Annotated in this window: 21 protein-coding genes; 10 read left to right on the plus strand and 11 right to left on the minus strand. The window is 39.8% G+C overall.

What is annotated here, in order from left to right:
• Window positions 1-59: 59 nt before the first annotated feature.
• The 8 genes from QM481_RS20590 to QM481_RS20625 form a co-directional block, all read right to left on the minus strand.
• Window positions 60-1,865, minus strand: coding sequence for a feruloyl-CoA synthase (locus tag QM481_RS20590; RefSeq protein ID WP_283383126.1), 1,806 nt, complete (start codon window positions 1,863-1,865; stop codon window positions 60-62).
• A gap of 40 nt (window positions 1,866-1,905) precedes the next feature.
• On the minus strand, window positions 1,906-2,691 hold the full coding sequence (locus QM481_RS20595) for a crotonase/enoyl-CoA hydratase family protein (protein WP_283383127.1): 786 nt from the start codon (window positions 2,689-2,691) through the stop codon (window positions 1,906-1,908).
• Between the two features lie 122 nt (window positions 2,692-2,813).
• Window positions 2,814-4,106, minus strand: a complete 1,293-nt coding sequence (locus QM481_RS20600; RefSeq protein WP_283383128.1) for an MFS transporter — start codon at window positions 4,104-4,106, stop codon at window positions 2,814-2,816.
• 87 nt (window positions 4,107-4,193) lie between these two features.
• Window positions 4,194-5,066 (minus strand): amidohydrolase family protein, encoded by an 873-nt coding sequence (locus QM481_RS20605; RefSeq protein WP_205690921.1) that lies wholly within the window; start codon window positions 5,064-5,066, stop codon window positions 4,194-4,196.
• A gap of 16 nt (window positions 5,067-5,082) precedes the next feature.
• Window positions 5,083-6,204, minus strand: coding sequence for an alpha/beta hydrolase family protein (locus QM481_RS20610; protein ID WP_283383129.1), 1,122 nt, complete (start codon window positions 6,202-6,204; stop codon window positions 5,083-5,085).
• Between the two features lie 85 nt (window positions 6,205-6,289).
• Window positions 6,290-7,396 (minus strand): 5-methyltetrahydropteroyltriglutamate--homocysteine S-methyltransferase, encoded by a 1,107-nt coding sequence (locus QM481_RS20615; protein WP_283383130.1) that lies wholly within the window; start codon window positions 7,394-7,396, stop codon window positions 6,290-6,292.
• A gap of 164 nt (window positions 7,397-7,560) precedes the next feature.
• Window positions 7,561-8,469 carry a helix-turn-helix domain-containing protein gene (locus QM481_RS20620; protein ID WP_283383131.1) on the minus strand — a complete coding sequence of 303 codons (909 nt, stop codon included), beginning with the start codon at window positions 8,467-8,469 and terminating at the stop codon, window positions 7,561-7,563.
• Between the two features lie 82 nt (window positions 8,470-8,551).
• Window positions 8,552-9,442, minus strand: coding sequence for a helix-turn-helix domain-containing protein (locus QM481_RS20625; RefSeq protein WP_283383132.1), 891 nt, complete (start codon window positions 9,440-9,442; stop codon window positions 8,552-8,554).
• Window positions 9,443-9,658: 216 nt separating this feature from the next.
• Between QM481_RS20625 and QM481_RS20630 the strand changes: the two genes are divergently transcribed.
• The 7 genes from QM481_RS20630 to pcaB all read left to right on the plus strand — a co-directional run bounded on the left by QM481_RS20630 (window position 9,659) and on the right by pcaB (window position 17,321).
• Window positions 9,659-10,837, plus strand: coding sequence for a 4-hydroxybenzoate 3-monooxygenase (locus QM481_RS20630; protein WP_283383133.1), 1,179 nt, complete (start codon window positions 9,659-9,661; stop codon window positions 10,835-10,837).
• A gap of 19 nt (window positions 10,838-10,856) precedes the next feature.
• Window positions 10,857-12,029, plus strand: coding sequence for a bifunctional 3-oxoadipate enol-lactonase/4-carboxymuconolactone decarboxylase PcaDC (pcaDC, locus tag QM481_RS20635; protein ID WP_283383134.1), 1,173 nt, complete (start codon window positions 10,857-10,859; stop codon window positions 12,027-12,029).
• A gap of 24 nt (window positions 12,030-12,053) precedes the next feature.
• Window positions 12,054-12,752: a protocatechuate 3,4-dioxygenase subunit beta gene (gene pcaH / locus QM481_RS20640; RefSeq protein WP_283383135.1), complete on the plus strand. Its 699-nt coding sequence runs from the start codon at window positions 12,054-12,056 to the stop codon at window positions 12,750-12,752.
• The gene (gene pcaG / locus QM481_RS20645; RefSeq protein ID WP_283383136.1) at window positions 12,749-13,312 is read left to right on the plus strand and encodes a protocatechuate 3,4-dioxygenase subunit alpha; all 564 of its coding nucleotides are present in this window, start codon (window positions 12,749-12,751) and stop codon (window positions 13,310-13,312) included. Before pcaH ends, pcaG begins: the two co-directional genes overlap by 4 nt.
• 115 nt (window positions 13,313-13,427) lie before the next feature.
• The gene (locus QM481_RS20650) at window positions 13,428-14,774 is read left to right on the plus strand and encodes a 3-oxoacid CoA-transferase (protein WP_283383137.1); all 1,347 of its coding nucleotides are present in this window, start codon (window positions 13,428-13,430) and stop codon (window positions 14,772-14,774) included.
• Window positions 14,771-15,985, plus strand: coding sequence for a 3-oxoadipyl-CoA thiolase (gene pcaF, locus QM481_RS20655; protein ID WP_283383138.1), 1,215 nt, complete (start codon window positions 14,771-14,773; stop codon window positions 15,983-15,985). The genes QM481_RS20650 and pcaF overlap by 4 nt, the downstream gene beginning before the upstream one ends.
• A 16-nt stretch (window positions 15,986-16,001) precedes the next feature.
• Window positions 16,002-17,321, plus strand: coding sequence for a 3-carboxy-cis,cis-muconate cycloisomerase (pcaB, locus tag QM481_RS20660; RefSeq protein WP_283383139.1), 1,320 nt, complete (start codon window positions 16,002-16,004; stop codon window positions 17,319-17,321).
• A gap of 66 nt (window positions 17,322-17,387) precedes the next feature.
• Here the strand turns inward: pcaB and QM481_RS20665 are convergent, their stop codons facing one another.
• The 3 genes from QM481_RS20665 to QM481_RS20675 form a co-directional block, all read right to left on the minus strand.
• The gene (locus QM481_RS20665) at window positions 17,388-17,894 is read right to left on the minus strand and encodes an SgcJ/EcaC family oxidoreductase (RefSeq protein ID WP_283383140.1); all 507 of its coding nucleotides are present in this window, start codon (window positions 17,892-17,894) and stop codon (window positions 17,388-17,390) included.
• 81 nt (window positions 17,895-17,975) lie between these two features.
• Window positions 17,976-18,800, minus strand: a complete 825-nt coding sequence (locus QM481_RS20670) for a helix-turn-helix domain-containing protein (RefSeq protein WP_283383141.1) — start codon at window positions 18,798-18,800, stop codon at window positions 17,976-17,978.
• Between the two features lie 51 nt (window positions 18,801-18,851).
• Window positions 18,852-19,730 carry a helix-turn-helix domain-containing protein gene (locus tag QM481_RS20675; RefSeq protein WP_283383142.1) on the minus strand — a complete coding sequence of 293 codons (879 nt, stop codon included), beginning with the start codon at window positions 19,728-19,730 and terminating at the stop codon, window positions 18,852-18,854.
• Window positions 19,731-19,837: 107 nt separating this feature from the next.
• Between QM481_RS20675 and QM481_RS20680 the strand changes: the two genes are divergently transcribed.
• The 3 genes from QM481_RS20680 (at window position 19,838) to QM481_RS20690 (ending at window position 22,206) form a co-directional block, all read left to right on the plus strand.
• Window positions 19,838-20,791 carry a VOC family protein gene (locus QM481_RS20680; RefSeq protein WP_283383143.1) on the plus strand — a complete coding sequence of 318 codons (954 nt, stop codon included), beginning with the start codon at window positions 19,838-19,840 and terminating at the stop codon, window positions 20,789-20,791.
• Window positions 20,792-20,865: 74 nt separating this feature from the next.
• Complete coding sequence (locus tag QM481_RS20685; RefSeq protein WP_283383144.1) at window positions 20,866-21,585, plus strand: PIG-L deacetylase family protein; 720 nt, start codon at window positions 20,866-20,868, stop codon at window positions 21,583-21,585.
• Window positions 21,586-21,588: 3 nt separating this feature from the next.
• Window positions 21,589-22,206 carry a 4-carboxy-4-hydroxy-2-oxoadipate aldolase/oxaloacetate decarboxylase gene (locus tag QM481_RS20690; protein WP_283383145.1) on the plus strand — a complete coding sequence of 206 codons (618 nt, stop codon included), beginning with the start codon at window positions 21,589-21,591 and terminating at the stop codon, window positions 22,204-22,206.
• Window positions 22,207-22,332 lie beyond the last annotated feature (126 nt).

A 22,332-nucleotide genomic window follows, 5' to 3' on the forward strand; every position in this document is an offset into this window, starting at 1 on the left:
CGATTGAGGGATATGGGTTGTTGCTTTCGGCGATGAGCCATCAGCTTTTTGAAAAATATTTATTCATAATGACTAAACAATTGACTGACTAAAGCTTTTCGATTGGATAAAACAGCTCGTTGGTTGAGCGATCCTTTATCAGTAATCTCGCCTTTGTCAATCGAAGGGGGCTCCTGTGCTAAGATAATCTTTCCAATTCTGTTGGAACTACCCGTGGCTTGTTGGTTAAACTCATTCATCCAGTTTTCTAGAAATTGTTGAATTACACTATGCTCATACAACTGATTCGGTGCGATATTCTCAGCACTTCCTATCAACTTTTGACAAGCATCCAAATTCAGGAATAAAATTAAACCAATATAGTCTTGGTCGAGCCCAGCAATCACTACGTCTTGAATAATGGGCGAACCAGAAGAAATAATCTTGGTTTTCATAACGCCAACATTCACCCACGTACCAGTTGAGAGTTTAAAATCTTCGGCTATTCTGCCATCAAACACCAATCCTTTATCGGGATTATTTTCATCCAAAAACTTTACTGCATCTCCTGTTTTATAAAAACCATCTTCATCAAATGCCTGTGAAGTAGCATCAGCATTTCGCCAATAGCCTTTAGTTACGTTAGGAGCACGATATCTTGCTTCAAATTTATCACCAGTGGGTACCAACTTGACTTCTAAGCCTGCTACTGGCACGCCTAACAAGCCCGAAAATGCACCACCCCAATTGGCAAAAAGAGCCGAAGGGCCTGATTCTGTACAGCCTAAACCTGTCACAATAGGCACTTTCACCCCGATGGTCTGAATGGCTAGTTCCTCCAACTTATTCCAGATAGGTTGCGCCAAACTAGCGCCTGCATAAAAAATAATTTGAAGATTTTTGAAAAAAGTATTTCTTAATTGTTCTTCATTTTCCAAATAGGGAATCAACATTTCAAAGCCTTTTGGAACATTAAAATAAGCCGTAGGAGATATTTCTCGAAGGTTTTTTACGGTTTCTTCAATACCCTTACTACTAGGTTTTCCGTCGTCTATATAGAGTGTACCGCCATTATGAAGTGCCAATCCATAATTGTGATTACCTCCAAAAGTATGATTCCAAGGTAGCCAATCAATAAAAACAGGTGCTTGTTCCTGCATGAAAGGAAAACTCTGTGTAATCTGCTGGAGATTAGCACACCACATTTGCTGAGTATTAATGACTCCTTTGGGCAAACCCGTTGAGCCAGAAGTAAACAGTATTTTAGCAACGGTATCACCCGTAACTTTCCGATGCGCTTTTTCGACCTTATCGGTAAATTCACTATATCTCCAGTCTTCTATGTGAGGATAGCTTACTCCCTCAGCAACAAGAATTTGAGTAGCGGGAAAATGAGTTTTGATAAAATGAATAGCTCTTGAATAGGCTTGTTCAGACTGCACAAAAACAAGTTTTGGAGTCATTTTCTCCAAACAATGACGAAGTTTAGAAAAGTCTTCCGACACCAAAGAGTACGCAGGCGAAATCGGTGAATACGGAATACCAATATGTACCGAAGCTAATGCCAAAAGTGCGTGTTCAAGGCTATTTTCAGACAAAATAACCACTGAATCAGAGTCGCCAAAACCCATATCTAACAAATGTTGCGCTACCGAGCACATTTGTAAATACGTCTCACCATAGCTCAATTGCTGCCAATCACCTGCTTGATTACGTTGAGCAAGAAAAGTTTTGGAAGCTTGCAAAAGCGACCACTCCTTGAGTCTATCAGTAATAGTTTCAGGGAAGGAGTTCAATTCACTATTTAAACGAAATAAAATACTGCCATCAGGATGATGAACCTTGATAGTTTGGGTTGGGCCAAAAGCTACATTCTTGAACGCCATAACTTGAAAGAGGTAAAATGTTTTGGGAAAAAGGGATGATTTATTCTCCTACTTTTTTGGCTCGTCCCTCCAAAAAATCCTTTAATCGTTGTTTTGCTTCAGGAGCACTTTGCGCTATGGCAGCCATCATACTTTCTAATAAAAGTCCTTCACTTTGCCCACTGTCAACAATTCTTGGCAATACATGCGTAAGGGCATAATTGGTCATTCCAGCGTTTGAAGCTATTTTTTGAGCAATCTCTTTACCTTTTTCTTTCCCTTGTCCTTCCTCAACCAAGTATTGCGCCATTCCAATCTTCTCTCCTTCCTCGGCATGATACACACGACCCGTAAGCATCATATCAGTCATACGAGCCATACCGATTAATTTGGGTAGTCGAACAGCAGCGCCACCCCCAACAAATATTCCTCTTTGTCCTTCGGGAAGAGCATAAAATGTACTTTTATCAGCCACTCGAATATGACAAGCCGCTGCTAGTTCTAAGCCCCCACCTACCACAGCACCATGCAATACTGCAACTACGGGTACAGGTCCATATTGCACTTTTTCGAGTACTCGATGCCACATTCTTGAATGAAAAACTCCCTGAACCGCATCTCTCTCCTTCAGCTCAGACAAGTCCAAACCTGCTGAAAAATGCTTGCCAATTCCATAAATTATGGCACATCTGATGTGCGAAGGAATATTTTCGAAAACAGTTTCAATACCTAATATCAACGCATCGTTAAAGGCATTTCGCTTGTCTGGACGACTGAGCCCTATCCATAGAATATCCCCTTCCTCACGTATCTGTAAGGTATCAGGAATCAATTTTTCCGTTATCATAACTTAAATTCTTGTTGAGTATCTGATGCTTTTTCTTACGATAACTAAATGTTGTAAGGTTACAGAATTTAAAATTTACGGTAAATACTTTGCCTATAATACAATCTTTTACCCTTTCACTTCTAACTAACCTTATCAGTTGACAAATACCAAGTCATAAGTCCTGCAAGGGCTGTTGGAATAGCAAAAATCAAGAAGTTGGTACTCATTGATAATCCCAATCCGATTAAAACTCCACCAACGGCTGGACCAATAATGCCTCCTAGTCGACCAATCCCAATTGACCAACCAACGCCTGTAGTTCGGAATTCGGTTGGGTATATACGTGCAGATACTGCGTAGAGCCCCACAAAGCCTCCTTGAATACCAAATCCAAGTAATCCGAATACCAAGAGTATCCAATCTGTTCCAACAAAGACCTTGAAAATGGCCATCAAAATCGCTGTTAGCACTAATATGGTTCCTATCGTTTTTTTCAATCCATATTTACTTGAAAAATATCCTTGCGTAATGATTCCTACAAATGCCCCTAGGTTAAAAACAGTTCCAGCATAAATGGCAAGCTCAATAGATAGTCCTGCGGTAGATGCCAATTTCGGTATCCAACTGGTCAAGAAATAGAGTGTGGCAAAGGATAAAAACAAAGCTATCCATAATTGAAAAGTTGAAATTCTAAATTCTTGACTCAATAATAATTTAATAGGTACTTTCTGATGAACCTGTGGTTTTTCGGGTAATGTTGAAATGGATTCTCTTCCCATTTTCACGAGTAAGTCATTGGCTTTTTCCAAAGCTCCAAGGGGCTGAGACTTTAAATAGAATTCTAAAGATTCTGCCAGAAAGAAGTAAACTACTGGCACAGAAGCTAATGTACAACATCCTGCTAATTGAAAAATCGAATGCCAACCATAAGTAGGAATAATTTTGGCCGCTACAATTCCTGATAAAACGGCACCAATCGGATAGCCTGATAGCGCAAAACTTACCCAAAAATCTTTGGTTTTACTTGGTGCATACTCAGAAGTTAGCGCAGCGGTGCTTGCCAGCATACACCCAATTCCAAGACCATTGATAAAACGAAAGAAAATCAATTGATTAATAGAGCCAGCAAAAGAGGTAATAAAGATGGTAACTCCCATTAGAAGCCCACTTATTATCATCATTTTTTTGCGACCAAATCGATCTGCATAAGGAGCAATCATCAAAGCACCAACCGACATTCCCACCAATCCCGAACTAAATACCAACCCCAATGCTTCCGCGCCGATACTCCACGCTTTGGTAATGGCTGGTGCAGCATACGAAATAACCATCACATCCATTCCATCAAGCATATTCATCAGAAAACAAACCAATATGCTACTATATTGCAAAGAAGTCATCTTCGCAGGTTGATTCAATGTTAAGTGGGACATAAATTATTGATTTAGTTAAGAATTGCGAATGAGTGAATTGTGAATTATTCCACTTTAAAAAATTCACAATTCACTCATTCGCAATTCTCAATTCTTTTGTAGCTTAAGCATCTTAATGGCATTTTCTTTCAGAATCAAAGGTTTTACTTGTTCTTTGAAACCAGCTTCGTCAAAGTCTTTAATCCATCTTTCTGGAGTAATTAAGGGAAAATCTGTTCCAAAAAGCATTCTGTCCTTGAGTAAGGTATTGGCATACTGAACCAATTGTGGTGGAAAATATTTAGGCGACCAACCACTCAAATCAATATACACATTGGGTTTGTGCATGGCCACAGACAAGGCTTCGTCCTGCCAAGGCCAACTCGGATGCGCAATGATAATCGGACAATCAGGAAAGTCTATCGCTACATCATCCAAATGAATCGGGTTTGAGTATTCTAACCGAAGTCCGCCACCGCCACGTACCCCACTTCCAAATCCAGAATGTCCTGAGTGAAAAAGCATTGGTAATTGGTATTCCGCTATGACTTCGTATAAATGATATGCCATTTTATCTTGTGGATAAAACCCTTGTACTGTCGGATGAAACTTAAAGCCTTTTACACCATAATTTTCAATCAAATCTCTTGCTTCTCTAGCTCCCATACGTCCTTTATGAGGGTCGATACTCGCAAAAGCAATCATGACATCATCATTCTTTAATGCGCCTTCAGCTACTTCGATATTCGGAATTCGGCGTTTTCCGACATTAAATTCAGAATCTACCGTAAACATCACAAAAGCCATATTTCGCTCACGATAGTAATCCGCTGTTTCTTGAATAGTAGGGCGTTTATCTGATTTGAAATATTTCGCAAAAGCTTCATCAAACTCGCTACGATAATCATCGTGAGGTTGACAACACGATACTTCTGCATGCGTATGCACATCAATAGCAACAACTTTCTGAATATCAATCATATCTTTTTACAAGCGTTTATTTCATCCAAATATCTCCAGCTGGTTTTTGACCCGATTTTACCCAGTTTCGCAATTCATCAAATGCAGTACCCGTTTGTTGAGCCGTAAATACACAATGCCCTTGTCCAGTGGTATATCGCACTTTGAAAAACTGGTCTTTCTGCTGATGATGCACCATATTTTCAAAATTTACTACGCCATAAGTCGGCGGAATCAATTGGTCATAAACAGTGTGGAGCAAAAAAACGGGTTTATTGATATTGCCTGTTCGATCATATTTTCCGAAAATCATATTTGGATTTACATTTGCCTCCAATCGTTCTGCTTTATGATTGACTAAATCATTATCTGGAAAGCCACTGTAAACGGTATTGGTATTATCAAAAGGATTTCCACCCGATTTTTGAGCTAAGTCCCTGAGTACATTTTCATTAAAAAATAGCGAAAATGGCAAATCATCCAGTTTCAAATCAAAGCGTTTGGCAAAAGCCACCGCCAAAAGCGAATCTTTACTAACAATTGCCTTACGAATAGCCATTGCCTTTGCGACCATTGCACGACCTCCTTCACTTGGACTAGGCTTTTTGCTTAAATCAAAAATCTCTTTGAGTGATGGCACTATGCCTGGAAACAGTCCATTGAAGGTCGCATACATGTCAAATTCTTTGCGACACTGTAAATAAGGTCTACTTGACAAAGGACAAAGTGGTAAACCTCCGTGATAGTTGTCTCCAAAATTTTCGATAGTAGCCACCGTAATACCACCGCCCATCGAATGTCCAACCATAAACGTAGAGTCGGGTTTTCCGTATTGTTTGACAAAATATTGTCTTAAACTTTCGGTATCATCTACCCCTTGAGGAAGCGCAAAACCTTGGTATTGGTAATCAGACGCAGCCACAGCAAAACCTCTTGACAAGAATGGACTCATGCGATTGATAAACTCAGGGTTCTGGCTTTGTAGCGGTTTGGTACCCATAAACTCATACCCGTGGGCGTACATCACCAATTTACCTTTCCAGTTGGGAGGAAAAAGAATACGGTATCTTGCCCCATTAAGTTGTCCAGAATCAACCTTCGCTACTTGCGCCACAAGACTGTGTGCGAGCAATAGCAAAAGAAATATTTTTTTAAACATAACCGTTTGAGATTCTTCTATTCTGAAAATAATTTTAAATTTTGTCGAAATTTCTACCATCAAAAATCCCTACTCAACAATCATATTAGGCTTCTCCCCAAACTTTGATGGCAGTATTTACCACCAATTCAATCTTGCGCCATTGGTCGTCATGAGTTAGGTCATTGCCGTGGTGTGTCGATGAAAAACCACATTGTGGGCTCACACAGAGGTTTTCGAGTGGCATATATTGCGCCGCCTCATCAATACGTTTGCATAAGTCATCAATATTTTCTAGCTCTTTAACCTTTGAAGAAATGATTCCCAAAACCACATGTTTGTTTTTAGAGACAAATCTCAAAGGAGCAAAATCACCGCTTCTTTCATCATCATATTCCAAGAAATACGCGTCTACATTGATTTCGTTGAACAAAATTTCTGCTACAGGTTCATAGCCTCCTTCAGCAAACCAAGTACTTCTATAATTTCCACGGCAAAGGTGAATTCCAACGGTTAAATCACTTGGTCTATCGTCAATTACCGAATTGATGAGTGCCGCATAGGTACGTGGCAACTCATTGGGGTCTTCGCCTCTTTCGGCTGCTGCAGCTCGCATTTTAGGATCGCACAAATATGCCAAATTAGTATCATCCAATTGTAAATAACGTAATCCAGCAGCATATAAGTGGTCTATCTCTTGTTTGTAAGCTTTTGATAAATCATGGAAAAACTCATCCATATCTGGGTAAGCCTGAATATCAATCGATTTGCGACCACCACGAAAGTGAATCATCGTTGGCGATGGAATACTTACTTTGGGAGTTTGGGTAACGATAGATTTTAGGTAATTAAAATCTGCGACTTGAATATCTTTTTGGTGCTGAAGCTTTCCTGTTACACTCAATACAGGAGGTTTGAAGCCATCTTCAGCCACTTTAGCGTTTGGATTGGCGTCCATACCTCCTGTTACTGTCACCCCCGCAAGCTCTTTCAAAAAGTCTAAATGGAAATAATCTCTGCGAAATTCACCATCAGTAATAGCCCTCATACCTGTCGATTCAAGCTTTTTGACGGTTTCCAGAATAGCAGCATCTTCAATAGCTCGTAATTCTTCAGCTGGAAGATTGCCTAATTTCCACTCATGACGATTTGTTTTTACAGACGCAGTGCGAAGCAAACTTCCCACATGGTCAGCTCTAAAAGGAGGTTTCATAGTTAATGAGTATTAAAATTGGATTGAAGGGGTATTTTAGTATTTTTTCAAATGACGTTATCGCCGTTTGATTATTTAAAGTGTTGTACTCAAGGGTGATACAAAATTGTAGCGTTTGGAAGAGAATAAATAGGCTATTTCAAGGTAATATTATGCAAAAACAATCAATTAGAATTATTTCTATATTGTTTTGGAGTTAAAAGTGTTTTTGCTTTAAAAAAACGACTAAAGTCGCTTGGGTCAACTTTTCCCAAACGAAAGGCAATTTCTCCAATACTCAAATCTGTTTGGCTCAATAAGACTTTTGCTTCCAAAATTCTCATTTCCTCTAGTAATTCATGTGCTGATTTTCCTGTAGTTATTTTAACTGATTTGTGTAAATGGTTGGGCGATACAGATAAATATTCGGCAAATTCCTGAACTGATTTTTTCTCATAAATCAAACTTGACAAAGCATCTTTGTAGCGTTGAGTCAAGTGAGTCGCAGCATTTTGAAGAGATCTTGGCTGACTCTTTTCTTGTAATTTAAATTCAGTTAGAAGGGTGGTTAAATACAAAGGTAAAAGTTCAAATCGCTCGGGTTGGTTCTTTTTATATTCTTGTAAAATTAATTCAAATAATTCAATAACTTGCTTATTTTCAATTAATTCAAACACGGGATTTCCTGTAAATTGAAAGAAGGGAAGTTCTTTAAAAACAGGAAGATTAAATCTTTTTTGTTGAAATATTTCGGGTAGAAAATGAAGATAATACCCTTCGGCATCCTCACTGACAAATTCAATAGAGGTTATCTGGTCGGAAGGTAAGGCAAACAATGTATTCGGTCCTATTTCGTATTGCGTCAGCCCTTTACTTCGTAGTACTTTTCCTTTCGTCAAAAAAATCATAAAATATACTAATCGACGATGTGGCTGCAAAGGCAATTGCAGGTGAGTCTTATAATGTTCGACTCGCTCGATATGAAATTGGTCATATACTTTGGATACCACAGGCTTCCAAGTCCCAAACAAATATTCATCAAATTGGGAGGGATTTAATACTGGAATCTTAGCAATAGCCTGTTTCTGTGCCATTTTACAAGTTTAGGATTTACTATTTTAGGTAAAATCAATCAATATAGTTGAATTCCTTCAAGGGAGTTTTCTACGATAAAAGTCAAAAATAGAGATTTCTACTTTTCTCTTTAAAGTCTTTTGGAGATAGTCCTACCACTTTTTTAAAGAGCCTTGAAAAATATGCTGGGTCATCAAAATTGACCTGATATGCCACTTCTGCAATACTCAAATTGGTGTACAAAAGGTATTTTTTAGCCTCTTCTACAAAAAAATCATGCACACATTGAATAGCAGATTTGTCTGTTACATTGCGACAAACCCGATTGAGATGTACAATCGTAATTTTCTGTTCTTCAGCATATTGCGTAATACTTTTTTGAGGACTGTAGGATTCTTTAATGCTTTTGACAAAGTTTCGATAAATCGACAAACTACGCTGATTACTAACTAGTTTCTGGTCGTTTTGAGCGCTCGCTAATCGAAAAATCTCAATACAAATCATGCCTAAAGTAGCTTGTATAGAAAAGTTTTTTTCTAAATACGTACTGTTTTCCTCTTCTCTAATTTTCTCAATTAACTTTTTGATTTTCTGAAAGTTATCAGGAATTTTATCTAACAGTAAACAAGTCATTTCCTGAAAAGCCAAGCTAATCGTTGGTGCAGTTTGCAACAACCTATCCCAATAGGACGACGATACCGTAAGCACTATCCCCGATAAACCAGCTACAAACTCGAAACCATGCAAGGTGTTTGGCGGAATGATAACCAAGGTCATTCCCTGCGTTTGCCAAGTATGATGCGCACTGATAATTTTAGCTTCACCGTCTTCCAGACAGAATATTTGCCACAAATCGGTATGGATATGCGATTCTATTTGCCAGTTATGTAATTGACTGCGAGCCTCTAAAGGTTCGCAATGCACAAAGTCAGGTAACCAACGTCGTTGCGCATCGCCATAAAGCCCCGAATAATTGATAATTCTATTTTTCATTCAACAAGTACTTTAGTCATTCCTATAGATATAACCTTTTCAAGGTAAATTATTTATATTTTTAGTTCACAAGGTAATACCAATGTTTATTTTGTCCAAATAATACCGCATTTCGTCCAAAAATAAACCTCTAAGTCTCCTCTATCTTTGCTTCATCAACGAAATTCTGGCCAGTCTTTGATTCATATTTAACGAAAAATCTATCATAAACTCACGATGAAGCACTCAACCAAAGTCGGTATCATTGGTGCAGGCCCTGCTGGACTTACGCTTGCCTTATTACTTCAAAGAAAAGGAATCGATTGTATTATTCTTGAAAACCGCAGCCGCCAATATGTGGAATCTCGTGTTCGAGCAGGTTTGTTGGAGCAAAACACTGTTGATTTAATTCGTGAATTAGGTGCATCCGAACGCCTTGATAAAGAGGGACTTGAGCATCATGGTGTTTACCTGAGTTTTAATGGAGTCCGTCATCGTGTACCTTTTAAAGAATTAACAGGAGGAAGATGCATCACGATTTATGGACAGCAAGAGGTAGTCAAAGATTTGATTCAAGCCAATTTAGATAGAGGAATTGAAATTGTTTTTGAGGCTCATGCTAAGCACATTGAAGGTATTGAAACCGAAAGCCCAAGTATTTTTTACCAACATAATGGCGAAGAGCATGAATTGACCTGCGACTTTGTAGCAGGTTGTGATGGCTATCATGGCATTGGTCGTCAGCATTTGCCCAAAGAGACTTACAACGAATTTAGAATCGAATATCCCTTTAGTTGGCTAGGGATTTTAGCTAATGTTGCTCCTTCGTCTGACGAACTCATTTATGCCTACCATGAAAGAGGATTTGCTTTGCATAGTCTTCGCTCTGAGACAGTTAGTCGTTTGTACATTCAGGTTGAAAACGATGATACCGTCGATAATTGGCCTGATGAAAAAATCTGGGAAGAGCTATCAATTCGCTTAGGGGCTGAAGGTTGGAGCTTACAAAGTGGTCCTATTTTCGAGAAAAGTATTACACCCATGCGAAGTTTTATGATTGACAATATGCAGTATGGACGTTTGTTTTTGGCGGGTGATGCCGCTCATATCGTACCACCAACAGGTGGAAAAGGGTTGAATTTGGCAGTAGCAGATATTCGTTTTCTTGCCTCTGCTTTAACCAATTGGTATGACAATCAAGATGATAGTCTTCTTCAAAGTTATTCGCAGGACTGTCTGAGAAGAATTTGGCGCGCGCAAGATTTCTCCAACTTTATGACGTATCTATTTCATAAGCAAGCGGCTCATGGTTCGTTTGAAAATTTACTCCAAAAATCAAAATTTGATTATATCAGCCTTTCTAAAGCACAAGCAACTACCATTGCTGAAAACTATGTAGGTCTAAAAGAAATTTGAATTAACTCTCCCTATTCTAATGGCTAATTTCCTCAATATCAATGGTCTCAATATCCATTACAAATGGATCAACCATCAGAAAGAAACCACTTTTGTCTTTATCAACTCTCTTGGAACAGACTTTCGAATCTGGGATAAGGTGGTCGAAGGATTGGTCGATGTCGCCAATGTGTTGTGTTATGACAAACGTGGGCATGGGCTATCTCAAACGGCAGCTATGACTCATGGTATGCAAAGCTACTATGAAGATTTAGTAGGCTTGCTAGATACCTTAGAAATTCAACAATGTATTCTAGTTGGCTTGTCGGTGGGCGGTCGAGTGGCGATGCTTTTTGCAGAACGTCATCCTGAACGAGTGCAAAAGTTGATTCTTTGTGATACAGCTCATAAAATAGGCACTTCCACAAGCTGGAATCAGCGAATCGAACAGGTCAATACCGTTGGTTTAGCAGGTATTTCGGATGCAGTCATGGAAAAATGGTTTCCAGAAAGCTTTCGCAATACGCAAGTATCCGAGCTCATTGGGTATCGAACGATGCTAGAAAGGTGTTGTCCAAAAGGCTACATTCATTGTTGTGAAGCGATTCGTGATGCTGATTTAACCGAAAATGTTCAAAAAATCCAAGCGGAAACCTTATGTGTTGTTGGAACAGAAGACCTTTCGACTACCCCTGAATTAGTAAAATCGTTAGTGGCATTAATGCCTCACGCTTCGCTAGAAGAAATAGAGGGATCAGGACATATCCCTTGTGTAGATGCTCCCGAAAAGTTGCTGTCACTCATTTACACTTTTGCTTTTGCGCCTAGTACTGAATCTCTTTATGAGCTTGGGATGAAAACCCGTCGTGCTGTGTTGGGCAATGCTCATGTGGACAGAGCAGAAGCTAATAAAAGTGGTTTTGATACTGATTTTCAGTCATATATAACCCAAAGTGCTTGGGGATTGGTTTGGTCAAGACCCGAACTCAGCAAACGAGAGCGAAGTTTGATTACGATTGCCATCTTAGCCTCCTTGGGGCACGAAGAAGAATTGGCCATGCACATCAGAGCTACTCAGAATACAGGAGCAAGCGTGTCAGATGTTAAGGAAGTATTGTTGCATTTGGGAATTTATGCAGGTGTTCCTTGCTCAAATAGTGCTTACAAAATAGCCAAGAAAGTTTATCAAGAACTAGAGAAAAAAGGATTTTAGTCAAAACCTTTAATCATTTAACACATGAATCATAATCAAAGAGATTGGGAAGTACATCCTCCCTATTTATATCCCGACTATAAATCAACCGTTTTTAGAGCACCTTCAAAGCCTCTGATTCCGATGAAACATACGCTTTCGGAATCGACAGGGCCTGTTTATGGACAAGATAGTGTTGGACAATTTGATAATGACCTTACCAAAAACGGTATTCGAAACGGTGAGCCTCTCGGCGAACGTATTGTCGTATCTGGAAGAATATTAGATATTAATGGGAGACCTATCAAAAATACTTTAGTCGAAATTTGGCAAGCCAACGCCGCTGGTCGATATATTCATAAAGTTGACCAACACAATGCGCCACTCGATCCCAATTTTTTTGGAGGCGGACGCTGTGTTACCGATGAAAATGGTCGTTATACTTTTATGACCATCAAACCTGGGGCCTATCCTTGGGGGAATCACCCAAATGCGTGGCGCCCTAACCATATTCATTTCTCTTTGTTTGGTTCAAATATTACGAATCGTTTGGTAACACAAATGTACTTTCCTGGCGACCCATTATTGCAATATGACCCTATTTATCAGGGAGTTCCAGAGAAGGCTAGACACCTTTTAGTATCTCAATTTGATTTATCTCTTACCCAGCCAGATTTTGCCTTGGGATATAATTTTGACATCGTATTAAGAGGACAGAACGCTACTCCATTCGAAAATCAATGACACAGACTCCATCACAGACGGTAGGTCCATATTTTGCGTATGGGCTCAGTCCGCAACAATATTTATACAACCATACCAGTATTGCTTCGGGCAATTTGCGCACGTCGAGTACGCAAGGCGAACCTATTACTATCAAAGGGCGTGTGCTTGACGGACAAGGAAACGCAATCCCCGATGCGATGATTGAGATTTGGCAAGCAGATGCCAAAGGGCAATATAACCCTACAGATTCGGACTTTAAGGGTTTCGGGCGATTTGGAACGGGAACTGATCCAGAAGCACAATTTATTTTTCAGACTATCAAACCCGCATCGGTTGACGGACAAGCACCTCATATTACGGTAGTGGTTTTTATGCGAGGTCTGTTGACGCATGCCTACACAAGGCTTTATTTTTCAGACGAAACAGCTGACAATCAAAAGGATATTACTTTAAATACTGTTCCTGAAGAAAGAAAAAATACACTCATTGCTCAAAGACAAGAAACTCCAGAAGGTATTGTGTATCAATGGGATATCGTTATGCAAGGCGAACAAGAGACGGTATTTTTTGACGTATAAAAAAGCATCATGAAGTAAATATTTGTTGTAAATCGACCCAAACAGATAAAGCTTTTGATATAAAGGTTTTTAAGTCGAAATACTTCATGATTACTTTCTAAATCACTTAAAAATCATGAAACAAGTACCACAAATTACGGTAGAAGCAGCAGCAGCATTGGTCAAAGATGGCGATGTATTGTTGGGTGGGGGCTTTGGTATGACAGGCAATCCTGTTCATTTGCTTCATGCACTCGCTAAAACTCAAACTAAAAATCTCACTTTTATTGGCAATAATGTAGGCGAACCTAATCTTGGAGGGGGTAAATTGTTACTAAATGGACAAATCCGCAAAATGATTGGTTCATTTTTTACCAGTAACCCCGACGCCGTAAAAGCCGCACAATCTGGTCAGGTAGAATATGAACTCCTGCCACAAGGCACTTTAGCTGAAGCCATTCGTGCTGGTGGCGCAGGAATAGGCGGTTTTTATACCCCAACTTCGGCAGGGACATTGATTGCAAAAGGAAGAGATACCAAGATTATTAATGGTCAAGAACAAGTTTTTATCGAAGGAATTCGTGGAAATGTAGCCTTCATTAGAGCTTGGAAAGCCGATACTGCGGGGAATTTGACTTACAGAATGACGGAGCAAAACTTTAATCGTGCGATGGCAACAGCAGCAGATTTGGTGATTGCCGAAGTAGAAGAAATCGTTCCTGTTGGCGAAATTGACCCTAATTTTATACATACACCAGGGTGTTTTGTTGATTATTTGGTCGAAGCCAAGGTTTCGTTAGAAGATTTAGGTTCATCGGCATCTGTCAATAGAGGCAAGAAAGTGAGCGAATCACGTATGCAAATGACTAAGCGAGCTTTTGCAGAACTGAAAAATGGCGATGTTGTCAACCTCGGTATTGGTATTCCGACCCTTGTTGCAGATTTAATCAAACCTGAAGATGGTATTATTCTTCATACCGAAAATGGCATGCTAGGCGTCGGTCCAGCCCCTGAAGATGGAGGTGGTGCGATGGATTACCCTGTCAACGCTGGAAAAATTCCTGTTACGGCACTCAAGGGTAGTAGCTATTTTGATAGTGCAGATTCCTTTGCGATGATTCGTGGTGGACACGTAGATGTGGCTATTATGGGTGGTTTGGAAGTAGATGAAAAAGGCAATTTAGCCAACTGGGCAGTGCCTGGTAAGCCTCTTTTGGGTGTTGGTGGTGCAATGGATTTGGCTTCCGGTGCCAAAAAATTAATTGTCACGCTCACTCACGCCGACCCTGATGGAACCTCAAAAGTAGTCCCTACTTGTACCCTTCCACTTACGGCCGAAGGCGTAGTCGATTTGGTTATTACCGATTTAGCGGTTTTTGCTTATCCAGAAGGAAAACTCACCCTTATTGAGCTTATGCCTAATGTGACCCTCGAAGAAGTAAGAGCTAAAACTGCCGCACAATTTATCGAAAAACTCTCATGAAAACAGCCTATATCATCGACGCCATCCGTACTCCCATCGGAAGTTTTGGCGGAAGTCTTTCAAGTGTTCGTGCCGACGATCTAGCGGCGCTGGTCATTAAAGAATTAGTTTCTCGCAATCCGCAAATCCCCGTCGAAACCATCGGTGATGTGATTTTGGGATGTCACAACCAAGCGGGAGAAGACAACCGAAATGTCGCTCGTATGGCATTGCTTCTGGCGGGATTACCTTATACTATTGCTGGCGAAACAGTCAATAGACTTTGTGCTTCGGGAATGTCTGCGGTGATAAATGCAAGCCGTACGATTCAAACAGGTGATGCCGATGTTATGATTGCAGGAGGTATGGAACACATGACTCGTGGTCCTTGGGTTATTTCAAAAACATCAAAACCTTTTGGAAATGATGCCCAAATGTTTGATTCGAGCTTTGGTTGGCGTTTTGTCAATCCATTAATGCACAAAATGTATGGCACTGATGTCATGGGAGTTACCGCCGAAAATCTGGTTGAACTATATGATATCAGTCGTGAAGACCAAGATTTATTTGCTTTTCGCTCGCAACAAAAAGCCTCGCAAGCGCAATCAAATGGTCGATTAGCGGAAGAGATTATTGCTGTAAGTATTAGTCCCAAAAAGGGGGAAATTGTTCAGTTTGAGAAAGACGAGTTTATAAAACCTCAAACCTCCTTGGAAAAACTAGCACAATTGCGACCAGCCTTTAAAAAGGAAGGTGGTAGTGTCACTGCTGGTAATGCTTCTGGCTTGAATGATGGCGCAGCCGCTATGTATTTAGCCTCAGAAGAAGCTGTTGTAAAATATGGTTTAAAACCTTTGGCAAAAGTTGTATCTTCGGCAGTCGTTGGTGTTGAGCCTAGAATTATGGGTATTGGTCCAGTTCCTGCAACCAAGAAAGCTCTAGAAAAAGCAGGTTTGACCCTTGACCAAATCGATATTATTGAACTTAACGAAGCATTCGCTGCTCAATCTTTGGCTTGTACAAGAGCTTTAGGTTTAGCCGACGACGACCCTAGAGTCAATCCAAATGGTGGCGCTATTGCTTTGGGGCACCCACTTGGTATGTCAGGTACTCGATTAATTCAAACGGCTAGCCTTGAATTACATAAGCAAAACAAACGCTACGCCCTTTGTACGATGTGCGTGGGTGTTGGTCAAGGATATGCTGTAATTATTGAGAAGGTATCATTTTAGCTAAAATCAATCGCTTATGAATGATTTATTTCAAACCTTATTTTACGACAATCGGATAAGTGAACTATATACTTCTGAAAAAAGTATTCAGTATCTCCTTGATTTTGAAGCTCATTTAGCAAAAGCTCAGGCAGAATGTCAGTTTATTCCTAGTCAATTTTCAGAAATCATAGCGCATTGTTGTAAGGTTGAAAAAATAGATATTTCTCAAATAGCTATACAGGTAGGTTTGGGAGGAAATATTGCTATTCCTTTGGTAAAGCAGCTAACGGCCGTTGTAAAGTCTGAAAATGCCGATGCATCAAAATTTGTTCATTTTGGCGCTACCAGTCAAGATGTGATTGATACAGCCATGATGTTGCAGAGCAAAGAGGCTATTCATTTGATGCTTCCTTTATTGACCCAAAGTATCGAGCAATTGAAGGTTTTAGCCTTAGCGCATCAAGGCACTTTTTTGATAGGTCGTTCTTTTATGCAACAAGCTCGCCCAATCAGTTTTGATTACAAAGTAGCCATTTGGATAGATAGCCTTCAAAGAGCAAAACAACGATTAGCGTCTTTAAAATACTATCTACAACTGGGTGGTGCCGTCGGAACTTTGGCTAGTATGCCACAAAAAGGAATAGCCATTGCACAGCGTATGGCGGCTAATCTGGGACTCGAATACCATCCGATTTCATGGCATACTCAGCGAGATTTTGTCATTGAAATTGCTTCAGCATTAGGGATTCTTTCGGGGAGCTTAGGAAAAATAGCCAAAGATGTTAGTCTGTTGATGCAAACTGAAATAGCCGAGGTATTTGAGCCAGCAGGCAAGGGTAAAGGTGGCTCGTCGACCATGCCACATAAGAGAAATCCTGTATCTTCTATTGCCATTTTAGCCAATGCACAGCGCGTTCCTAATTTGATTGCGACACTACTGAGTGCTCAAATACAAGACCACGAGCGAGCGACAGGCTCATGGCATGCCGAATGGGAAACGCTTGCACAGGTGGTTCAATTGACCGCTGGAAGTGTGCGACAAATGAGTATTTTGACCAATGACTTAGAAGTCAATCCTGATAAAATGTTAGCAAATTTAGAAATAACACAAGGATTGATTTATGCCGAAAATCTATCTTTTGCTTTGGCAGAAACCCTAGGTAAAAGTGAAGCTCATGAAATGGTAGAAGAACTCTGTCAGGAGGCTACAGCTAAACGAAAACATTTGAAAGCATTAGTTTTAGAAAATGCTAAAATCAGGTCGTTTCTTTCAGAATCACATATTCAGGAGCTATTTTCTCCACAAAATTCTATTGGCTTTGCGCATGAAATGGCATCCCATTTTATTCAATAATCTACGATTTTAGCTTTCTTCTAGCTAGCAAATTGACTTGCTAGCTAGGAGATTTCTATCAATCATTTACTCTTTAGGCATTCGGTTTACGGGATTACTTTTTTGAGCAGCTTCTTCAATGACCAAATTTTCCGTAGCCGTCAAAAGCCATTTTTCTGCTTTTTTTACAAATACCATCATCGCAATATTTTCCGCTTCATTGTGATGATTGCCACTTGGCGTAGTATATTCTCCCATGTGCCAGTACAAGCGAACTACTGCTACATCATTGGTAATGAATCTAGTATGAACAGAAGTTTTGGTGAGTTTGGTATTTTTGAACATAACCTTGTGAAAGACATTATGCGCATAAACCACCTCCTTTCGATTTTTCCACCACATGCCTACCACATTGACCCAATCCGAATCTTCGGTAGCATAATTGACCATATTCTCAAAGTTGTGATTTTCCCAATCTTTAAAAAATAAATCTATCTGTCCTTCAATAACTGCTTTGTCTTGTTCTTGATTTTGTGCCAGACCAGTAAACGTCGAAAATCCCCATGTTGCCATGATTAAAAGTAGATATTTCATAACCATAATGTTTAAGTTTTATAGTGACAAAATTATCTCTTGGCAATAGGTTGAAATAGTACCAATGCGACATGTTTACCTTTATAATTGACCTCCCAAGGTAAAGGAAGACGCTTTGATTTCATCTTCCATCACCGAGGGAGAACTACCACAAAATGCCTTAAAATCCCGAATTAAGTGCATTTGGTCAAAATAACCACAATCGTAAGCAATAGAAGTCCACTTGATTTGAGGATTATTTTCCTTCAAGCGCCAAGCTTTTGCAAAACGAGTAATTCGAGTAAAAAAACGAGGTTGTAAACCAATTCTTTGTTGAAATAACCGCTCTAACTGTCGAGTGCTAACACAGGCATTTTCGGCAATATCTTCCACTGTCATCAAACCTCCTTTTTGATGCACTAGCGAAAGAACCTTATCAACAGGCAAGGCTGGTCGGAGTTGTTGGGCTTTTTTCAATAAAAACCCCTCGACAAGTTTTATAATAGCTTTTGCATCAGATAATTCACAAAGTTGCTCATTGATAAACTGAATTTCTTTATCCAGAAAATAAACACTATCCAGCGATTCGTCCATCACCATCTCAATCATAGGAATTCCTAAAATTCGGAACAATCCCCCAGGTTGAAATCCAACTTTAACGGTATAACTATGAAAAGGCATCGTTAACTTAACTCGATTCACCTGTGGTCCAACTAGGATACTCGGTGACAGTTTTACAATTTTCTCCTTGTCCAAATACTCACTCATCGGGGATTCAAGCGGATAAAAGTATAGGCATTGCTCCCCCAATGGAGGCAGTACCACCGTTGGATTTTTGCCTATCGCAGGCATATCAAGCCGAAAAATCATGATATTATTCACAAATTCTCGCAGAGCTGGTTGGGGAGAAAATACTTGGTAAAACATGGAATACTAGGAAGTTGCTATACCTAAAATACACAAAATTCCTTAAATCCCCTATCTCCTATCCACTTGTCGATATTCGGCGGGTGATAAGCCAATATGTTTTTTGAAGAGCTTGGCAAAATAATTAGGATATTCAAAATCAAGCAAATAGGCAATTTCAGAAATAGAATAGGACGTATGTAACAGATACTTTTGGGCTTCCTGAATCAAATGTTGATGCACCAACTCTATAGCTGATTTTCCAGCAATAGCTTTACAAATCCGATTCAAGTGAACAGCAGAAATGCTCAACTCTTCTGCAAAATCAGGAATACTTTTTTGATGTGATGACTTCTTGATGTTCTGCAAAAACTTTCTAAAATACGCCATTTGTAAGGAATCTCCAGAAAGGTTGGCATCCTGTGTAGCCAGTCGATGAATATGGAGAAAAAACTGGGTCAAACAAGCTTTTATCATCATCATTCTATCCGAATTTTCGCTGAACAGTTCGTATTTTGCCAATTGTAACTGATAGAGCATTTTTCCGAAAGTACCATTTTCATCAAATGATTGAATAACTCTCACTTTTTCAAACGTCTGCCAAATAGGGTGAGATGTTTCAAAAATATCTTCTATCATATTTTCTGATAAGGTTAAAATACTTCCTTCAATATCTGGATGATACACCAGTCCATGTAAGGCCATAGCAGGAATTACCATCAAACATGGTGCGCTTAATTCGTACTCAGAAATGGCATCTGTAAAGCGAAGAGTTCCTTTTTTTACTATAAATACTTGAAAAAGTTTTAAATGTATATGTGGTTTGATTTGCCAATCAAATTCTCTACTTCTTGTAGAAATGGGCTCTAAAAACAAATATTCAGAAGAATATTTGCCATTTTCATCTCCATAAAGCCCATCAAAATTGGTAATTTTCTTGAGTGAATCCATTGACTTATGTTCGAATTTTATCCTTAAAAGTACAAAAAGTCTCCTAATAAAACCTTCTCGTACAGCTAATTTTGTGATACGTTTCAAACAACACAAAACCACTCGTTATGGAAGATATTACTTGGGAATTAGCTCACTTAGCTCATGTAGAATTACTCACACCAAAGCTCGATGAAAGTATCCGTTTTTTCACGGAGATTCTTGGAATGATGCTTGTCGAAACGCATGAAGATTGTGCCTATTTGCGTGCTTATGACGATTATGAGCATTATACGCTTAAGCTTCGAGCGCATCGCCATGCGGGTATTGGGCATTTTGCATGGCGTGCCCGAAGTAAATCTGCACTAGAAAGACGAGTGAAGGCAATACAGCAGGTAAATCTGGGCATTCGCTGGCACGAAGGTGAATGTGGTTATGGTGATACTTTTATGTTTCACTATCCTGATGGTCATTTGGCTGAAATTTATTTTGATACCCATAAATATCAGCCTGACGAGCAACACAAATCCGCTCTCAAAAATACCGCTAGTAAATTTCCTGGCAGAGGTATGAATGTAAGGCGCATAGATCACCTCAATCTGTTAGCCAAAGATATTGTCGCCTTTAGTGACTTCCAGTTCAAGGTATTAGGCGGTCGCATGACCGAGACTATTGTATTTGATGAACAGCCTAAAGGTGTTTGGGTTTCGGTAAATTCCAAATCTTATGACCTTGCCATTACCGAAGATCATTCGGGTTTATCGGGGCGTTTTCATCATTTGACTTACGCTGTAAACAGTCGTGAAGAGGTTCTTTTGGCGGCAGATATCGCTTTAGAAAATGGTATTTTTATCGAAACGGGTCCACATAAACACGCCATTCAGCAAACGTTTTTCTTGTATGTATATGAGCCTGGGGGAAATAGAATCGAAATTGCCAATCCTACAGCAAGACTCATTTTAGACCCTGATTATGAGACCGTTGTCTGGAATCGAGAAGAACGCTCGAAAGGACAAGCTTGGGGGCTCAAAACCGTTGATAGCTTTCATACACGAGGAACACCCATGCCTGAAGACCTCTAGGAGTTTTGAGTATTGAATTTTAAGTGCAGAGTTTTTTGTTAAAATAAGGTCTCTTCAAACCACCAATTATTATCATGAAAAAGAAATTATTAGTTATAGGCGCTCATTCGGCGGATTTCGTTTGGCGCTCAGCAGGCACTATCGCCAAAGCCATTGAAGAAGGAGCAGAAACTCTCGTTGTTTGTATGTCCTACGGCGAAAGAGGTGAATCGGGGGAATTATGGAAAGAAAATCCGCAAAGAAGTGTCGATAATGTAAAGGAAATCCGTCACGAGCAGGCACAAAAAGCAGCCGATATTTTAGAAACTCCCATTCAATTCTTGGATTGGGGCGATTACCCTATGTTGATTTCAGACGAAAGAATTACCCAATTAACCCATATTATCGGTGATTTTGAGCCGACTGTTATCCTAACCCATTCAGAAAAAGACCCTTTTAATCCAGATCATCCCTTAGCATTTCAGGCCACGCAGCGTGCAAGGTTGTTGTCTTGCGGAGCAGGGGTACCGAGTGCATTTAAGAATATCGACCCGCCAGCTTGGTATTCATTTGAGCCTCACCAACCAGAACTTTGCGGCTTTTTACCAGATACTTATATAGATATTACTTCGGTAATGGACAAAAAAATGGCAGCGATGGATTGTATGGGTGCTCAAAAGTACCTCAGAGATTATTACGCCGAGTTAGCCTCACGTCGTGGGAATCATGCAAGAAGAATTTCTGGACAAAAAAATGTTCAGTTTGCCGAAGCGCATCAAAGTCAAGTACCAAGAGTCACTAATACCATTTTTTAAGTTATGGATTTAATACAAGAACTTGCCAAATTTTCGGCTGCTACATTACACGAAGCCATGGGTAAAAAAGGGAATTTACCCTCAGCTATCAAGCCGATTGCGAAAAATATGAAAGTCTGCGGACCTGCGTACACCATTCAGACCATGCCTCGCGACAATATGCTCTTGCATCGTGCCTATGCTTATGCAAAAGCTGGGGATGTGTTAATCGCCAATTGTTCAGGATTTTATGAGGCAGGATATTGGGGTGATCTCATGAGTTTAGGGGCTAAAACTAAAGGAATCAACGGCTTAGTAATCGACGCTTGTGTACGCGATGCCGACGATATTGAAGAGATGGGTTTTCCAGTATTTAGTCGGGGACTGTGTATTCATGGCACTTCCAATTATGGTGATGGTACGCTCAACGAACCCATTATGATAGGTAATATTCTTATCAATCCAGGAGATATTGTTGTTGGAGATAGAGATGGCGTTGTGATTATCCCTCAAGAAAAAATCGAAGAGACCATCGAGAAAGCCATTGCACGAGAGGTCAAAGAAGAAAAGGTTCGTGAACAACTTAGACAAGGAAAGACGTCGTTACAGATTTATGGTTGGGATGAGAAGTTTGGATATTAGGTGCCATCGTTGGAGACAACTCCAACGAGATAGGCGTCAGCAACTAGCCAAGCTGGAAGAATACAAGATAGGTGCTTTGTTGCTTACGCAAGTTTGTTGGAGATAACTTTAACAAAGGCATATTTT

The sequence above is a fragment of the Flectobacillus rivi genome, assembly GCF_030056655.1.
Classification (GTDB): Bacteria; Bacteroidota; Bacteroidia; order Cytophagales; family Spirosomataceae; genus Flectobacillus; species Flectobacillus rivi.

What these genes read in the sequence shown, in the direction of transcription:
- QM481_RS20590 (WP_283383126.1), bottom strand. Translation starts at nt 1,865, where the DNA reads ATGGCGTTCAAGAATGTAGCTTTTGGCCCAACCCAAACTATCAAGGTT.
- QM481_RS20595 (WP_283383127.1), bottom strand. Translation starts at nt 2,691, where the DNA reads ATGATAACGGAAAAATTGATTCCTGATACCTTACAGATACGTGAGGAA.
- QM481_RS20600 (WP_283383128.1), bottom strand. Translation starts at nt 4,106, where the DNA reads ATGTCCCACTTAACATTGAATCAACCTGCGAAGATGACTTCTTTGCAA.
- QM481_RS20605 (WP_205690921.1), bottom strand. Translation starts at nt 5,066, where the DNA reads ATGATTGATATTCAGAAAGTTGTTGCTATTGATGTGCATACGCATGCA.
- QM481_RS20610 (WP_283383129.1), bottom strand. Translation starts at nt 6,204, where the DNA reads ATGTTTAAAAAAATATTTCTTTTGCTATTGCTCGCACACAGTCTTGTG.
- QM481_RS20615 (WP_283383130.1), bottom strand. Translation starts at nt 7,396, where the DNA reads ATGAAACCTCCTTTTAGAGCTGACCATGTGGGAAGTTTGCTTCGCACT.
- QM481_RS20620 (WP_283383131.1), bottom strand. Translation starts at nt 8,469, where the DNA reads ATGGCACAGAAACAGGCTATTGCTAAGATTCCAGTATTAAATCCCTCC.
- QM481_RS20625 (WP_283383132.1), bottom strand. Translation starts at nt 9,442, where the DNA reads ATGAAAAATAGAATTATCAATTATTCGGGGCTTTATGGCGATGCGCAA.
- QM481_RS20630 (WP_283383133.1), top strand. Translation starts at nt 9,659, where the DNA reads ATGAAGCACTCAACCAAAGTCGGTATCATTGGTGCAGGCCCTGCTGGA.
- pcaDC (WP_283383134.1), top strand. Translation starts at nt 10,857, where the DNA reads ATGGCTAATTTCCTCAATATCAATGGTCTCAATATCCATTACAAATGG.
- pcaH (WP_283383135.1), top strand. Translation starts at nt 12,054, where the DNA reads ATGAATCATAATCAAAGAGATTGGGAAGTACATCCTCCCTATTTATAT.
- pcaG (WP_283383136.1), top strand. Translation starts at nt 12,749, where the DNA reads ATGACACAGACTCCATCACAGACGGTAGGTCCATATTTTGCGTATGGG.
- QM481_RS20650 (WP_283383137.1), top strand. Translation starts at nt 13,428, where the DNA reads ATGAAACAAGTACCACAAATTACGGTAGAAGCAGCAGCAGCATTGGTC.
- pcaF (WP_283383138.1), top strand. Translation starts at nt 14,771, where the DNA reads ATGAAAACAGCCTATATCATCGACGCCATCCGTACTCCCATCGGAAGT.
- pcaB (WP_283383139.1), top strand. Translation starts at nt 16,002, where the DNA reads ATGAATGATTTATTTCAAACCTTATTTTACGACAATCGGATAAGTGAA.
- QM481_RS20665 (WP_283383140.1), bottom strand. Translation starts at nt 17,894, where the DNA reads ATGAAATATCTACTTTTAATCATGGCAACATGGGGATTTTCGACGTTT.
- QM481_RS20670 (WP_283383141.1), bottom strand. Translation starts at nt 18,800, where the DNA reads ATGTTTTACCAAGTATTTTCTCCCCAACCAGCTCTGCGAGAATTTGTG.
- QM481_RS20675 (WP_283383142.1), bottom strand. Translation starts at nt 19,730, where the DNA reads ATGGATTCACTCAAGAAAATTACCAATTTTGATGGGCTTTATGGAGAT.
- QM481_RS20680 (WP_283383143.1), top strand. Translation starts at nt 19,838, where the DNA reads ATGGAAGATATTACTTGGGAATTAGCTCACTTAGCTCATGTAGAATTA.
- QM481_RS20685 (WP_283383144.1), top strand. Translation starts at nt 20,866, where the DNA reads ATGAAAAAGAAATTATTAGTTATAGGCGCTCATTCGGCGGATTTCGTT.
- QM481_RS20690 (WP_283383145.1), top strand. Translation starts at nt 21,589, where the DNA reads ATGGATTTAATACAAGAACTTGCCAAATTTTCGGCTGCTACATTACAC.